At 64.4% G+C, this 14,822-nt stretch carries 12 protein-coding genes, 1 tRNA gene and 1 pseudogene; all 14 read left to right on the top strand.

The features are described 5' to 3' along the window. Positions 1-155: 155 nt before the first annotated feature. The 14 genes and pseudogenes from ponA2 to AWC31_RS04775 all read left to right on the top strand — a co-directional run bounded on the left by ponA2 (position 156) and on the right by AWC31_RS04775 (position 14,795). Positions 156-2,603, top strand: coding sequence for a transglycosylase/D,D-transpeptidase PonA2 (gene ponA2 / locus AWC31_RS04845; RefSeq protein WP_067850358.1), 2,448 nt, complete (start codon positions 156-158; stop codon positions 2,601-2,603). A gap of 94 nt (positions 2,604-2,697) precedes the next feature. Then, positions 2,698-3,654 carry a metallophosphoesterase gene (locus tag AWC31_RS04840; RefSeq protein ID WP_067850360.1) on the top strand — a complete coding sequence of 319 codons (957 nt, stop codon included), beginning with the start codon at positions 2,698-2,700 and terminating at the stop codon, positions 3,652-3,654. 17 nt (positions 3,655-3,671) lie between these two features. After that, the gene (cds1, locus tag AWC31_RS04835; RefSeq protein ID WP_085143427.1) at positions 3,672-4,769 is read left to right on the top strand and encodes an L-cysteine desulfhydrase Cds1; all 1,098 of its coding nucleotides are present in this window, start codon (positions 3,672-3,674) and stop codon (positions 4,767-4,769) included. Between the two features lie 246 nt (positions 4,770-5,015). Beyond that, the gene (locus AWC31_RS04830; RefSeq protein ID WP_085143187.1) at positions 5,016-6,173 is read left to right on the top strand and encodes a sensor histidine kinase; all 1,158 of its coding nucleotides are present in this window, start codon (positions 5,016-5,018) and stop codon (positions 6,171-6,173) included. Then, complete coding sequence (locus tag AWC31_RS04825; RefSeq protein ID WP_085143185.1) at positions 6,170-6,835, top strand: response regulator transcription factor; 666 nt, start codon at positions 6,170-6,172, stop codon at positions 6,833-6,835. Before AWC31_RS04830 ends, AWC31_RS04825 begins: the two co-directional genes overlap by 4 nt. 78 nt (positions 6,836-6,913) lie before the next feature. Continuing rightward, positions 6,914-7,177 carry an SHOCT domain-containing protein gene (locus tag AWC31_RS04820; RefSeq protein ID WP_067850366.1) on the top strand — a complete coding sequence of 88 codons (264 nt, stop codon included), beginning with the start codon at positions 6,914-6,916 and terminating at the stop codon, positions 7,175-7,177. A 61-nt stretch (positions 7,178-7,238) separates the two neighbouring features. After that, positions 7,239-7,312 (top strand) — tRNA-Pro (locus AWC31_RS04815). Between the two features lie 1,233 nt (positions 7,313-8,545). After that, positions 8,546-9,757, top strand: a complete 1,212-nt coding sequence (locus tag AWC31_RS04810; protein ID WP_085143183.1) for an SIR2 family protein — start codon at positions 8,546-8,548, stop codon at positions 9,755-9,757. 58 nt (positions 9,758-9,815) lie between these two features. After that, positions 9,816-11,654: an ATP-binding protein gene (locus tag AWC31_RS04805; protein WP_207626289.1), complete on the top strand. Its 1,839-nt coding sequence runs from the start codon at positions 9,816-9,818 to the stop codon at positions 11,652-11,654. Continuing rightward, a complete protein-coding gene (locus AWC31_RS04800) occupies positions 11,655-11,873 on the top strand; it encodes a KTSC domain-containing protein (protein ID WP_085143179.1) in 219 nt (72 codons plus the stop codon). A 515-nt stretch (positions 11,874-12,388) separates the two neighbouring features. Then, positions 12,389-12,766, top strand: a pseudogene (locus AWC31_RS04790) (SRPBCC family protein); the annotation flags it as partial. A 61-nt stretch (positions 12,767-12,827) separates the two neighbouring features. Beyond that, positions 12,828-13,463, top strand: coding sequence for a TetR/AcrR family transcriptional regulator (locus tag AWC31_RS04785; RefSeq protein WP_085143177.1), 636 nt, complete (start codon positions 12,828-12,830; stop codon positions 13,461-13,463). After that, the gene (locus tag AWC31_RS04780; protein WP_085143175.1) at positions 13,460-14,275 is read left to right on the top strand and encodes a class I SAM-dependent methyltransferase; all 816 of its coding nucleotides are present in this window, start codon (positions 13,460-13,462) and stop codon (positions 14,273-14,275) included. The genes AWC31_RS04785 and AWC31_RS04780 overlap by 4 nt, the downstream gene beginning before the upstream one ends. Before the next feature lie 22 nt (positions 14,276-14,297). Further along, positions 14,298-14,795 carry an SRPBCC family protein gene (locus tag AWC31_RS04775; protein ID WP_085143173.1) on the top strand — a complete coding sequence of 166 codons (498 nt, stop codon included), beginning with the start codon at positions 14,298-14,300 and terminating at the stop codon, positions 14,793-14,795. Positions 14,796-14,822: the final 27 nt, after the last annotated feature.

Here is a 14,822-nt window from a genome sequence, read left to right as displayed (position 1 = left end):
GTATTCACGCAACAGTTTGCGACCGACTTTTTTGGGACGACCGTGCCGTCTGACGCCCCTTCTGGCCGTTGTCGGCGTTTTCCAGCGGGAACTCTGATAAGGCGATGGACCCGCTCGCCGGGAAAGGGCCTCAGCAAGCTCGTTACTCTGTAGCCATGCCGGAGCCGCCGACTCGACCGCCAACCGCGGTCACGGTCATCAAGCTTGCTTGGTGCTGCCTGTTGGCCAGCGTGCTCGCGGCCACCTTGATGTTCCCCGTCGTGGGTGGATTCGGACTGATGTCCAACCGGGCTTCCGATGTGGTTGCCAACGGTTCGGCGGCCCTGGTCGAGGGTGAGGTACCGCAGGTGTCGACGATGGTCGACGCCAAGGGCAACACCATCGCGTGGCTGTATTCGCAACGCCGGTTCGAGGTGCCCAGCGAGCAGATCGCCAACACCATGAAGTTGGCCATCGTCTCGATCGAGGACAAACGGTTTGCCGAGCACAACGGCGTGGACTGGCAGGGCACCCTGACCGGCCTGGCCGGATACATGCGCGGCGACCTCGACACCCGCGGCGGTTCGACGCTCGAGCAGCAGTACGTCAAGAACTACCAGCTGCTGGTGATCGCACAGACCGACGCCGAGCGGCGCGCCGCGATCGAGACCACCCCGGCGCGCAAGCTGCGTGAGATCCGCATGGCGCTCACGCTCGACAAGACCTTCACCAAGCCGGAGATCCTCACCCGCTACCTGAACCTGGTGTCGTTCGGCAACGGCTCCTACGGCATTCAGGACGCCGCGCAGACCTACTTCGGCGTCAACGCCTCCGAGCTCAACTGGCAACAGGCCGCGCTGCTGGCCGGCATGGTGCAGTCCACGAGCGCGCTCAACCCGTACACCAATCCCGACGGTGCGCTGGCCCGGCGAAACCTGGTGCTGGACACCATGATCGAGAACATCCCGCAGGAGGCCGAGGCGCTGCGGGCGGCCAAGGAGCAGCCGCTGGGCATCCTGCCCCAGCCCAACGAACTGCCCCGTGGCTGCATCGCCGCAGGCGACCGGGCGTTCTTCTGCGACTACGCGCTCGAATATCTGGCGCGGGCCGGCATCAGCAAGGAGCAGGTGGCCAAGGGCGGCTATCTCATCAGGACGACGCTCGACCCCGACGTGCAGGCCACCGTCAAGTCGGCGATCAACCAGTACGCACCTGCCGACATCGACGGCATCGCGAGCGTCATGAGCGTCGTCAAACCGGGTAAGGATTCGCACCCCGTGCTGGCGATGGCGTCCAACCGGACCTACGGCCTCAACACCGACGCGGGCGAGACCATGCAGCCGCAGCCGTTCTCCCTCGCGGGCAACGGTGCGGGATCGGTGTTCAAGATCTTCACGGTCGCCGCGGCCATGGAAATGGGCATGGGCATCAACACCCAGCTGTCCGTCCCGGCCCAGTTCCAGGCGAAGGGCCTGGGCAGCAGCGACCGTCCCGGCTGCCCGGCGGCGACCTGGTGCGTCAGCAACGCCGGCGGATACCGCGGGTCGATGAACGTCACCGATGCGCTGGCGACGTCACCGAACACCGCGTTCGCCAAACTCATCTCGCAGGTCGGCGTGCAGCGCGCGGTCGACATGGCGGTGCGGCTGGGCCTGCGGTCCTACGCACTGCCGGGAACGGCGCGCGACTACGACCCCGAGAGCAACGAGAGCCTGGCCGATTTCGTCAAACGGCAGAACATCGGCTCGTTCACGCTCGGGCCCATCGAGGTCAATGCCCTTGAGCTGTCCAATGTGGCCGCGACGCTGGCGTCGGGCGGGACCTGGTGCCCGCCGAGCCCGATCGCCCAGGTGGTCGACCGCAACGGCAACGACGTGTCGGTGACGACCGAGACCTGCGAGCAAGCCGTTCCCGAGGGGCTGGCCAACACGCTCGCCAACGCGCTCAGCAAGGACGACCAGAGTCCGGGCACCGCGGCGGCCGCCGCCGGGTCGGTCGGCTGGGATCTGCCGATGTCGGGCAAGACCGGCACCACCGAGTCCAACCGCTCCTCGGCATTCCTCGGCTTCACCAACCAGTACGCCGCGGCCAACTACATCTACGACGACTCCACCGAACCGAGCGAGCTCTGCTCGTTCCCGCTGCGCCAGTGCGGATCGGGTGGACTGTTCGGCGGTAACGAACCGGCCCGCACCTGGTTCGCCGCGATGAAGCCGATCGCCAACAGCTTCGGGCCGGTCGCACTGCCACCCACCGATCCGCGCTACGTCGACGGCGGACCGGGTTCGCAGGTGCCCAGCGTCTCGGGCCTGGACGAGAACGCCGCCCGTCAGCGGCTGCGCGACGCCGGCTTCCAGGTAGCCGACCAGGCCGCCATGGTCAACAGCAGCTCGCGCTACGGCACGGTCGTCGGCACCAACCCGAGTGGGCAGACCATCCCCGGCTCCATCGTCACGATCCAGCTGAGCAACGGCATCGCGCCGCCACCGCCGCCGCCTCCGGTCGGCTTCCCGGGCGGTCCGCCGCCCGAGATCGGCCAGACGGTCGTGAACATCCCCGGTCTGCCGCCCATCACGGTGCCGGTTCTCGGGCCGCCGCCACCGGCGCCGCCTCCGCCGCCGTGATCAGCCTTCATGATCACCGCGTCGCGATGTGCAGTTGCCCACGCTGACGCTGCGAGAATCGGTCAGCCACAGCATGTGGCAGTAGGCTGCGTGCATGTCAGCCGCATCGGTAGTCAAGAAGACAGCCGCCGTCGCCGCCGGCTCACTGGTGGCCGGGGTCGGCTACGCGTCCCTGATTGAACGCAACGCGTTCGTGCTCCGGGAGGCGACCATGCCGGTACTGGCGCCGGGCTCATCGCCACTGCGTGTGCTGCACCTCAGCGATCTGCACATGCGCCCGGGCCAGCGCCGCAAGCAGGCCTGGTTGCGCGACCTGGCGCGCCTTGAGCCCGATCTCGTCGTCAACACCGGTGACAACCTGGCGCACCCCAAGGCCGTGCCTGCCGTGGTGCAGTCACTCGGCGATCTTCTCTCGGTGCCCGGCCTGTTCGTCTTCGGTAGCAACGACTACTTCGCTCCGCGGCTCAAGAATCCGCTGAACTACGTGACCAATCCGCAGCACCGCGTACACGGCGAGCCGCTGCCCTGGCAGGACCTGCGGGCGGCGTTCACCGAGCGGGGCTGGCTCGACCTCACCCACACACGTCGCGATGTCGACGTCGCCGGTCTGCACATCGCGGTCGCCGGCGTCGACGACCCGCACCTCAAGCGCGACCGCTACGACACCATCGCGGGCAAGGCCAATTCCGCCGCGAACCTGACCTTGGGCCTCACGCACTCCCCCGAACCGCGCGTGCTCGATCGCTTCGCCGCCGACGGCTATCAGCTGGTGCTGGCCGGGCACACACACGGCGGCCAGCTGTGCCTGCCGTTCTACGGCGCGATCGTCACCAACTGCGATCTCGACCGGTCGCGGGCCAAGGGCGCGTCGCGCTGGGGCGCCAACATGCAGCTGCACGTCTCGGCCGGCATCGGCACGTCGCCGTTCGCCCCCGTGCGGTTCTGCTGCCGCCCGGAGGCGACCCTGCTGACCCTCGTCGCCGCGCCCACCGGAGGCGGCCACGTCGGGACCCGCGCCGGGCAGTCCTCGCCGACCGTATCGGCGCGGTGAGCGCACAGGCCTCCAACATCAGCGTCGACGCCGCCCGCCCTCAGCCACGACAGTGGGTCGACAACGCGGTACGGCTGATCGAGGCCGACGCCAAACGCAGCGCCGACACCCACCTGCTGCGGTATCCGCTGCCGACGGCGTGGTGCGACGGCGTCGACGTCGCGCTCTATCTCAAGGACGAATCCACCCACATCACCGGGAGCCTCAAGCACCGGCTGGCGCGGTCGCTGTTCCTGTACGGGCTGTGCAACGGCTGGATCGGCGAGAACACGACGGTGATCGAAGCGTCGTCGGGCTCGACGGCCGTCTCCGAGGCCTACTTCGCGGCGCTGCTCGGCCTGCCGTTCATCGCGGTGATGCCGTCGTCGACCAGCGCGTCGAAGATCGCGCTCATCGAAGCCCAAGGTGGCCGTTGCCATTTCGTCGCCGAATCGTCCCAGGTGTACTCCGAGGCGCAGCGCCTGGCCGAGGAGACCGGCGGGCACTACCTCGACCAGTTCACCAATGCCGAACGCGCAACGGACTGGCGCGGCAACAACAACATCGCCGAGTCGATCTACGAACAGATGCGTCTGGAGAAGCATCCGATTCCGGAGTGGGTCGTGGTCGGGGCGGGCACCGGCGGCACGAGCGCGACGATCGGCCGCTATATCCGCTACCGCAGGCATGCGACGCGGCTGTGCGTCGTCGATCCCGAGAATTCGGCCTTCTTCCCCGCGTATGCGCAGGGCCGCGACGATGTCGTCACGGGCGCGTCCTCGCGTATCGAGGGCATCGGCCGTCCGCGAGTCGAGCCGTCGTTTCTGCCCGACGTGGTGGACCGCATGATCGCGGTTCCCGACGCCGCATCGATCGCGGCGGCACACCACGTCAGCGCGGTGCTGGGCCGCCGGGTGGGACCGTCGACCGGCACCAATCTGTGGGGTGCGTTCGGATTACTGGCAGAGATGATCGAACACGGCCGCAGCGGGTCGGTGGTGACCCTGCTGGCCGACAGTGGCGACCGCTACGCGGACACCTACTTCGACGCCGAGTGGCTCGCGAGCCAGGGGCTCGACCCCTCCGGGCCTGCCGCGGTGCTGTCCGAGTTCGAACGGTCGGGCGCCTGGTCCTGATCGGCCGTCAGGAACAGCCACAATGCGGCGACGGCGAAGAACCCCAGGTAGATGGCGGCGCCCAACGCGGTCATGTCTAGCTCCAGTCGTTTTCCGATTGATGGTCGTTCGATGAACGTTTGGTTGAACTCAGTGTGTACAACACCACCGACACCCTCGTTCAATCCCGATCCGCCGCACGTCGCAGCGTGAGCTACGCCGCGGCGCGGATGCCGAGCCGTCGAGCCGCCGACTAGGTTCTCGGATATGGACCTCCGCCGCCCGGTGGTGTGGCTGGTGCCGTTGGTCGTCGCCGTCATCCAGGTGCTCGGCAGCACGGGGATGCGCCACCGCGGGCCCGACCCACACTGGGTCCCGCTCAATTGGTTCGGTTATCTGCTGCTGATCGCCGGGCCGCTGGTCCTGCTGGCCCGCATCCGCCACCCGTACCCGGTGCTGCTTGCCGTGCTGGCCATCACGATGGCCTACCTGCTGGCCGGGTTCGGCCCCGGCCCGGTGTTCTTGTCGGTCGTGGTGGCCTTCCTGCGCGCCGCCACCGTCGGCCCGCGATGGTGGACCTACCCGCTGCCGGTGCTCGGCTGGGTGGCCGCGTGGCTCGTGCCGTGGCTGCGCGGCATCCCGGGTCCTCCGCTGGAGGCGGTCGGCGCGTTGGGTTCGTGGCTGCTGGTGCTGATCGCGATCGCCGAGGGACTGCGGCAGCGCCGTTCGGTGCTCGTGGCGCGCCGCCAACGCCGCGATGCGATGGCCCTGCAGGCCCGGTCCGAGCAGCAGCGCCAGGCTTCAGCGGCCCGGCTGGCCATCGCCCGCGAGTTGCACGACGTGCTCGCCCACAGCCTGTCGATGATCAACGTGCAGTCATCGGTGGCCCTCGAGCTCCTCGACGAACAGCCCGAGCGGGCCGGACCCGCACTGGCTGCGATCAAAGAGGCCAGCCGCCAAGCCATTTCGGATGTGCACTCCCTGGTCGCAGCGCTCCGCACCGAAGGCGGCGAGCCTACCGCACCCACACCGGGCATCGCCGATCTCGATGCTCTACTGGCGCCCGCCCGGGCAACCGGGCTGACGGTCGCGACCACGGTTCACGGTGACCCGCGACCCCTGCCCGCGGTGATCGACGTCGCGGCCGCGCGCATCGTGCAGGAATCGCTGACGAACGTCGTCCGCCACTCCACGGCGGCCCACGCGGAGGTGACGGTCTCGTATGAGGCTGCGCAGCTGCGGGTTTCGGTGGACAACGACGGACGTCCGCTCAACGACGGGCCATCGGAGGGCGGCAGCGGCATCACCGGTATGCGTGAACGCGTCAAGGCACTCGGTGGCACGTTCACCGCACGGCGGATTCCCGGTGGCGGCTTCAGCGTGCGAGCGACGTTCCCTCTCGACGAAAGCGACACTTTCCCATGACGATTCGCGTGATTGTCGCCGACGACCAGGCTTTGGTCCGCGCCGGTTTCGTGGCACTGCTCGACGCGCAGGACGGTATCGAGGTGGTCGCCGAGGCCGCGACCGGGGCACGGGCGCTTGCGGCCGCCATCGAGCTGCGGCCCGACGTCGTCCTGATGGACATTCGGATGCCGGAGATGGACGGCCTGGCCGCGACCCGAGCCATCGCCGACGACCCCGCATTGACCGACGTTCGCGTGGTCGTGCTGACGACGTTCGAGCTCGACGAGTACGTGTTCGAGGCGATGCGCGCGGGCGCCAGCGGGTTCCTGGTCAAACACACCGAGCCGGCCGAGCTTGTGCGAGCGGTCCGTGTCGTGGCGGCCGGCGACGCGCTGCTTTCGCCGTCGGTGACCCGGCGCCTGGTGGCCGAGTTCGCCGCGCACGCCAAGATCCCGGCCGCCCCGGCCCTGCCGGATCTGACCGCACGCGAGCGCGAGGTGATGACCCTGGTGGCCGAAGGGCTGACCAACTCCGAGATCGGCGAACGCCTGTTCATGAGCCCGGCCACCGCCCGGACCCACGTCAGCCGCATCCTGACCAAGCTCGGCGCGCGTGACCGCACCCAGCTCGTGGTGCTCGCCTACGAGAGCGGACTCGTCCGGCCAGGATGGCAGGGCTGATGGGTACGCGCCCGCACGTATGCCGATTCACGCCTGCGGACCGATGCCCCCGGCACGTGAGCCGAGCACGCTTGATGCATGAACATCTACGAGATCACCCCCACCGCAACGACATTCCTGGCCGAGCACGGCGGGCGCTTCGCCGATCACGACTGGAACCCCTGGTTCGTCCTCATCCCGATCACGTTCTGGACGCTCGTGATCGTCGGCATCGTCTACCTGCTCCGGCGGTTCCGCGGCCGGCAAGGCGAGCGCACCCTGCGCGACGCCTACGCCAAGGGCGAGGTCAACGAGGCCGAGTACCGCGAACGCCTGGCCGTCCTGCGCGAGACCCGGCGCTAGGCGGTGAGGTAACCGTTTGGCTTTCGACCACCCTCGTGCGATACGCTGTCGTGGCTTCACACGGGGTGTGGCGCAGCTTGGTAGCGCGCTTCGTTCGGGACGAAGAGGTCGTGGGTTCGAATCCCGCCACCCCGACTCACGTTGGTAGCAGTCAAAGGCCCTGCCTGGTTATCCAGGTCAGGGCCTTTTTTCGTTCCAGTCCGCAGTTGGTCCGCAGCAGATTCCAGAGACTTAGTCGAGATCCGCGGAAACCAGCTCCAATCATCTGGGAACAAGTCGGCATAGGTGTCCAAGGTCAGCACCGCCGACGGGTGTCCCAGTATTGTCTGCACGGCACCGGCGCCGATGCTTAGAGGCACCGCAGTGTGACGGAGATCGTGCAGCGTCACCACCCGGGAAGGTCGGGCCTTCGGCGACGGGGCGCTTGACTGCTCTATTGAACACCCGATGACGCAGTTCGACACCCTCAGCACTCTGCCCTCGGGCGCGGCAAAGATGAGGTCATCGGGACTCTTCCCGATCATCAGCGCGGAGAGTTCGTCAGCGAGGACCTGCGGGAAAGGGCACCATCCGCAGCTCATAGGAGTTGGGCGATGACCACTCCAGTTGGCCTTCCACCTCCTCACGGATTCCCGTACGTGGACACGACGCCGAAGCATGTTGCCGTCGCTGACCCGCAGCGCTGCCATCTCCCCCAACACAGTCCGGTGTAGGCCAGGAAGCGCACGACCATCGCGTCCGGCCCGACTTCAATCGCGAGCCGCTCGACCTGTCGATGCGTCAGATAGCCGAACCGCAGCCGCTTGCGGTGAGGAAGCTTGATTCCCGCTTAGGGATTGCGCGCGATCCGTCGGTCCTTGATCGCCATCTCCAGCGCCTGACGCAAGATGCCGACGTCATTTTCGACTGTGGCGGCACCAGTACCGGACGACACTCCGGGGCTGGACCGGCAAACTATCGACGGACGAAATCCGGACACCTACGCGACGACACTTACCCTGCATCGCTCTTGCGAGAATGGCGAGGACTCCAACTGTTGGACATCTTGCCGCCAGACGTGCGGCTACGACGTTGCCGGAGTCTCGGTGTCGACGCTCGTTCACGATTGCCGAGCAGCGCCCGGCCGGACATAGTAGGTCACGAGGATCGCGACTGAAACACCGCATTCCACCTGGATGCTCCAAAGGCTCGCTCCGTCCAAGGCACATCCAAGGTGTTCTTGGAGCTGGCACGCACCCAGGCGTGGACGCCAATCAAATTTCGCCACGCTGAGCATATGGCAGGCGGCAAGGAGTCTGATCGTGTAGGACGTATAGCAGTTCTGGGGGTGTACTCCGTCAGGCCTTCAACCCGATAACGGAAGGCAAAATGGCAACGCATGACCCGCGTCGCGAGGTCGAGAAACTCCGCTCGCTGCTGGCATCCCATGACAAGCCGATTGCGCTGCTTATAGGCGCAGGTGCATCTTGCGCAGTCAGTGATCCTTCCGGCGAGCCGCTCATACCTGCGATCGCTCCGTTAGGCCAGTTGTGCGAGGAGGCGGTGCGCGCTCTTGGAGCCAAGTACGGCACCGCCTGGGAGAGCATCTCCGCGGACGTGGAAGCGAAGCACAAGTACTCGAATATCGAACTAATACTTACCGCTGTACGCCTCAAAATGGCTGCCGCCGGACCCTACGACACGCTAGCTGGCCTCGATGTTCCTGGACTGGGAGAGTTCGAGGCCGCGATCCGCAGGACGATTGCTCGAGTAGCTCGACCTGACGATAGTCGGGTCCCCCAATCACTACCCCACCATGCACTGGCGCGTTGGATAAGGCGGACTGACCGTCCTACTCCGATCGAGATCTTCACTACTAATTACGACACTCTGATTGAGCGCGGCCTCGAGGATGAACGCGTTGCGACTTTCGACGGGTTCGTCGGAAGCCGTCAGCCTTTCTTCCACTCGCAGAGTTTGCGGCACGACGAACTCGCTCCCGGTCGCCAGTGGGTCCGCTTATGGAAGATCCACGGCTCTGTGAACTGGTCGTGGGTCACCCTCAGAGACGGATCCCGGCGAATAGCGCGAGTACCCGAAGATGGGGAGGGGGAGCTTATTTTGCCGTCCGCCCACAAATATGATGAAAGCCGAAAGCAACCATACGTGGCGATGCTTGAACGTCTTCACCGCGTGTTGACTGAACGCGAAGACGGGATTCTGATTACTCTTGGTTATAGTTTCGGTGACGAGCACATAAATTCAGTAATTTTTGACGCACTCGATGTCCGCGATCGACTGCACGTTTTTTCGCTCCAATTTAATGACCCTCACGATGACCATGATCTGATATCCCGGGCGAAAAGTCGTTCCAACTTGGTTGTATACGGACGCCACCATGCGGTCGTCGGAGGGGTGTCCGGAGAGTGGCGACTCCACGAACCCGTGGATCGAAGACTCGCACCCCTGATGGACATCCCATTCGACTCAGATGCTTGCCTGCCAGGCGATGATAATCACAGTTTGACCGGCGGCTTCCGCCTCGGCGATTTTAAGTGGTTCGCGAGGTTCCTTGACACGATAGTTGGAAGTTATGGGTAGGCCAGTAAGTCGGCAAACAACTTTCATCGGCCAAGTCGCTTCCGTGCGCGGAGGCACCGTGACAGTACGCCTTCGAGAGACCCCGACAACCCTAATCATGGTGGATGGTCACTCGTATCGCATCGGTCAAATTGGAGCGTTTCTACGTATCCCACTAGGTTATACGCAGCTCTACGGAGTATGCACACAAGTTGGCGCTGACGCGATACCGCATGCTGAATCTGATCAGGATCCATTCCTACTCGAAAAGAACCCCGATAACCGCCTCTCGGGATTTCGGTGGTTGAGCCTAGCTCTATTTGGCGAGTCCATTGGAGATTCCTTTGACAGAGGCGTTGCGCAATTCCCCACTGTCGGTGATGAGGTTCACCTAGTTACGCCCGGGGACCTGCGACTTATCTACGCCCGCGGCACACCACGTGACGACACGATCACAATAGGCCGGATAGCCGATTCCGATGGCATTCCAGCATCGCTGCGACTGTCGACACTTGTAAGCCGCCATGCTTGCATTGTCGGTTCAACCGGCGCGGGGAAATCTAACCTGGTTTCCGTCATTCTCGAATCGGTCATAGATGGCCGATTCCCCAGTGCACGCGTACTTGTTGTCGATCCGCACGGCGAATATGGCAACACCCTCGGGGGAAGGGTTCAAAGAATCACTACCGGCCCAGAGGCCGACTCAGACCCTTCCCGGTTACGCGTGCCGTATTGGGCTCTTCCTCTTGAGCAACTGTTAGACCTGACGATGGGCCCGCTGCAGCCTGCGGTCGTAGAATCAATCCGCAGTCGAGTCCAAGATATGAAACTCACGGCTGCTCAGCACTTACCGACGCCGCTGCCTGCCGAGTCAATTACTGCCGACTCCCCAGTACCGTTCAGTATTCGGAAGCTCTGGTACGAATTGGAAGACATTGAGCGATCCACGTTTTCGGAGGCTAACAAGCAAAACGACACCACCCGCCTACCTCGCGAGAGTGACGGCGACGTCACGTTGCTGATACCGCCAACTTACCCGCCCGCATCAACCTATAATCAGGCCCCGTTTTATAATCGTCAAAGACGTAGCATTAGCCGGCAACTCGACATGCTACGCTCGCGACTCTTAGATTCGCGGTATAGTTTCATGTTCAGTGCCGCCGATCCACTGCATCCCGATGAATCAGGTATGACCGAGGAGGATCTAGGTTCCCTCGTAGCTGGGTGGATAGGCTCCGACCACCAGGTCACAGCAATCGATGTTTCAGGAATCCCTTCAGAAATTATCGGAACCATTGTGGGAACGATGATACAGATAATCTACGACACGCTCTTTTGGGGGATGAATCTATCCATTGGCAGTCGTCAGCAGCCACTTCTCATTATAGTCGACGAAGCACACCGTTTCCTGCCCACCGCTGGAACAAACCCCGCCGCGTCCATTTTCTCCCGTATCGCGAAGGAGGGCCGCAAATATGGCGTGGGGCTGCTCGTAGTCACACAGAGACCGTCCGATATTGACTCGGCAGTGCTGAGCCAATGTGGCACCATGATCGCGCTACGCGTCACCAGCCCATCAGACAAGTCTGCGGTCTCGTCTGTGATTCCGGACGATTTAGGCGGCCTTGCAGCTCAAATCCCAGCGCTCCGCACAGGAGAGGCGTTGGTCCTTGGTGAGGCGATGCACGTACCTTCGAGAATACGAGTAAATAAGGCAATTGATAAGCCGGTGGGCACTGATCCGGACCTTGCAGGAGCGTGGCGCCAAGATATTGAGCGAGCCCCTTCGCTCTATGACGCTGCAATTTTCAACTGGCGTTCACAGACCACGAATACATATCCAGAAACACCACCTGATGGATCACAAGCTGCTATCTCCGCTATTAAGACACCCAAGAACGCTGATGAAGAGGCATAGATGACACTTCCAGATATGGAGCCCGTAGACTCAAGCAATGTATCTCGAATTGGATATGATGCCGCCACGGAGGATCTATACGTAGAATTTTCTAGTGGACGAATCTATGTGTACTCTCGGGTTCCCCAGGCTTCTTACGAGGAGTTGCTTGCGGCTGACTCGAAGGGCAGCTATATGAATCGCGAGATAAAGCCAAATTATGACTATCGAGATTTCTAGGACCACTGACTAGTCCTGGCGACCGTGGGACACCTCTGGCATTTGCAACGGGATACAACGCCCATTAACGAGATGCTTCACTCGGCCCACACTAATCTTGGCGAAATGCGGCCGATACGGTGGAGCTATTGCTCGGTATAACAATGGTGGTGAGGCGTCAACCCGATACCCGACCTCGTGTGCGGTCGCTAATCCGCTGACGGAGTCTGGTTCGTACTTCATCGCGAATAGTGTCGAGGTCTCCTCGGCGGTCTCAACCGAAACGACCAGAGCGTAACGCACCGTCCCGGCGGCGCGGAGTCGCTCAGCTCAGCATCGTCCATGCACTCGACGTGGACGGGAAGCGCATCCCATCGCCAAACACCACGGCTCGCGTGCCTTGCACAACCTCGTTCCGGAGACTGCCCCGTCTGACCGCAAAGCTCGCACTCGGTCCGGTCTCCACCTGCGAGGACCATATCCGGCGTGGCGAAGTAGACCTTCGCCGCTCGATACCGCGCCAGCTCACCGACAACGATCCCAGTGCCCCGCTGGACCCGTCGGCCAACATGGGCGTGATCTATTGGGTCTATCCGAATCTCATCCTTGCCAACAGCCCCGTCGGCGTCGAGATCATCGACATGCTGCCGGCCGGGGAACCAACCCGCTGCAGCGTCCGGCACAGCTGGATGGGTCGTATCCCCGCAACCGACGATGACATGCGTGCGGCCTACGACGCCGTCTATGAAGGGGTGCACGCCGCGGTGCGCGACGAGGACTTCGCGATGCTGCCCCAGTGCGGTGAAGGTGTCCGGCACGGCCAGCACGACCACATGATCATCGGCCGCAACGAGATCGCCGTCCAGCACATGATCAAGGTGTTCGCCCAAGAACTCGGAGTGGCGCTCGCCTAGCACCGGCAACGGTCATTAAACACTTGACCAGCCCACTGGTCGAGTGTTTAAACTACTGAACATGCGTCCAGCCGAGGATGTCACCGCCCGCGCGCGTATCCGGGATGCCGCGATGCGACTGCTCGCCGAGCACGGCGTCAAGGAAACGACGATCCGCACGATCGCCGCCGAGGCGAACGTCGCGCCCGGCCTGGTCTCACACCACTTCGGCAACAAACAGGGACTGCGCGAGGCCTGCGACGGGTTCGTCATGGACTATCTGCGGCGCGTCATCGCCGAAGGGGTGGACGGCGAGGCGATCGCCGATCCCGGCTATCTGGCTGACGTCTACCGAGGCGCCCCGATCGTGCTGCGGTATGTGTCGCGGGCTTTGGTCGATGAATCACCCGGTGCGACACGGCTTTTCGACAACTTAGTCGCGCTCACCGAGGACTACCTGACGACTCATCCCCCGCAGGGCCGCGCGGCCCAGCAGGACTTGCGGACGCTGGCCGCCGTGCACGTCGCGATGAGGCTCGGGGTGTGGGTGATGCACCCCCATCTGATCCGCGTGCTCGGCGCCGACGGACTCACACCCCAGGTACTGACCCGGATCAGCGCGGCCGTACTCGACGCGATGTCGCCCGATTTGGCCGGCGCGGATCTGATGTCGTTGGCGCGCAGTGGTTTGAACCTCTATCAGCAGGAGCAGCAATGACCGAGAAAGTCGCACTCACCGGAGCGCAGGAGACGACGCTTGCCACGCTCTACGGCAAGGCCATGGAAAGCCGCCGTCCCGATTCGATCCTGCAGGACACCGAGGCCTTCGCCGCGCTGCAGCGCGTCGACTACGACTTCAGCAAGCTGCGCGTGCGCCGCAGTGACCACCTGTCGCTGGCGGTCCGCCCCAGGGCGTACGACACGTGGGCCCGCCAATTCATCGACGCCCACCCGCGCTGCACCGTTCTGCACCTCGGGTGCGGCCTGGACACGCGCGCTTTTCGGGTGGCCCCGCCGCCGTCGGTCACGTGGTACGACGTCGATTTCCCCGACGTGATTGCCTTGCGCCGCAAGCTTTTCGCCTCGGATTACGCCATGATCGCCAAGTCCGTGACCGATCCGACATTGCTCGACGACGTCGCCGGGGACACGCCGGTGCTCGTCGTGGCCGAGGGCGTGACCCCGTACCTACCCGCCGAGGAAGGCCTCGCGCTGTTGCGCCGTATCACGGGCCACTTCCCGTCGGGCGAGCTGCTGTTCGACGGCTACGACAAACGGGGCCTGTGGTTCCTGCAGCGCTACGGCTGCGTCAAGGCGTCGGGCGCGCGCCTCGGCTGGAGCATCGGGGATCCGCGCGACCTCGAGCGCGCCGTGCCCGGCCTGCGGTTCGACACCGAGCTCTGGTATTCGGATGCGCCCGGCATGGATCAGCGCCTGTCCGGGCTCACCCGCCGATTCCTGCGGGGCGTGTACCGGATCCCGGCGCTGCGCCGGCTCGGCCGGCCGCTGCGATACACCTTCGGGAACTGATGCGCTGGGGCATGCTCAGCCCATGCCCCGCTTCATCCTGGAATCCGCGGACGCCGACTTCTTCACCACGGCACCGCACATCTTCACCTACCGCAAGCGTTTCGCCGCCCCGCCGCAACAGGTGTGGGAGTCACTGGTCTCCGACGAATCCCTTGCCGCGTGGGGGCCGTCCGTCAAAGAGGTCAACTGGCTTTCGCCGCGGCCGTTCGGCGTGGGGACGATGCGCGAAGTCGTTCTCGCCCCCGGCTTCGCGCGCGTGCACGAGACATTCTTCCGGTGGGACGACGGACGCCGGTACTCGTTCACGGTGGACGAGGCCACCATCCCCTCGCTGCGCCGCTTCGCCGAGGACTACCTCGTCGAACCTGCGGGCGAGGGCCAGACGCAATTCACGTGGGTCGTGGCGATCGAGCCCAAGCCGGCGTTCGCCCTGCCGTTCCGCGTGCTCGCACCCGCGGTCAAGGCGACGTTCGGGCGGCTGGCGTCCGACGGCCAGCGGTACTTCGCACGCCGGGCGTGACGAGAGTCTCAACCAAGCGGTCGGTAG

Source organism: Mycolicibacterium wolinskyi (assembly GCF_002101965.1).
Taxonomy (GTDB): domain Bacteria; phylum Actinomycetota; class Actinomycetes; order Mycobacteriales; family Mycobacteriaceae; genus Mycobacterium; species Mycobacterium wolinskyi.
The sequence above is the reverse complement of the archived record's forward strand: the minus strand, read 5'-3'. Positions and strand labels throughout refer to the sequence as shown.

Bases quoted from the DNA above. Each gene is read 5' to 3' on its own strand.
- AWC31_RS04820 (WP_067850366.1), top strand. From the start codon at position 6,914: ATGAACATCTACGAGATCACCCCCACCGCAACGACATTCCTGGCCGAG.
- AWC31_RS04785 (WP_085143177.1), top strand. From the start codon at position 12,828: ATGCGTCCAGCCGAGGATGTCACCGCCCGCGCGCGTATCCGGGATGCC.
- AWC31_RS04810 (WP_085143183.1), top strand. From the start codon at position 8,546: ATGGCAACGCATGACCCGCGTCGCGAGGTCGAGAAACTCCGCTCGCTG.
- AWC31_RS04800 (WP_085143179.1), top strand. From the start codon at position 11,655: ATGACACTTCCAGATATGGAGCCCGTAGACTCAAGCAATGTATCTCGA.
- AWC31_RS04830 (WP_085143187.1), top strand. From the start codon at position 5,016: ATGGACCTCCGCCGCCCGGTGGTGTGGCTGGTGCCGTTGGTCGTCGCC.
- AWC31_RS04780 (WP_085143175.1), top strand. From the start codon at position 13,460: ATGACCGAGAAAGTCGCACTCACCGGAGCGCAGGAGACGACGCTTGCC.
- AWC31_RS04825 (WP_085143185.1), top strand. From the start codon at position 6,170: ATGACGATTCGCGTGATTGTCGCCGACGACCAGGCTTTGGTCCGCGCC.
- AWC31_RS04840 (WP_067850360.1), top strand. From the start codon at position 2,698: ATGTCAGCCGCATCGGTAGTCAAGAAGACAGCCGCCGTCGCCGCCGGC.
- AWC31_RS04775 (WP_085143173.1), top strand. From the start codon at position 14,298: ATGCCCCGCTTCATCCTGGAATCCGCGGACGCCGACTTCTTCACCACG.
- ponA2 (WP_067850358.1), top strand. From the start codon at position 156: ATGCCGGAGCCGCCGACTCGACCGCCAACCGCGGTCACGGTCATCAAG.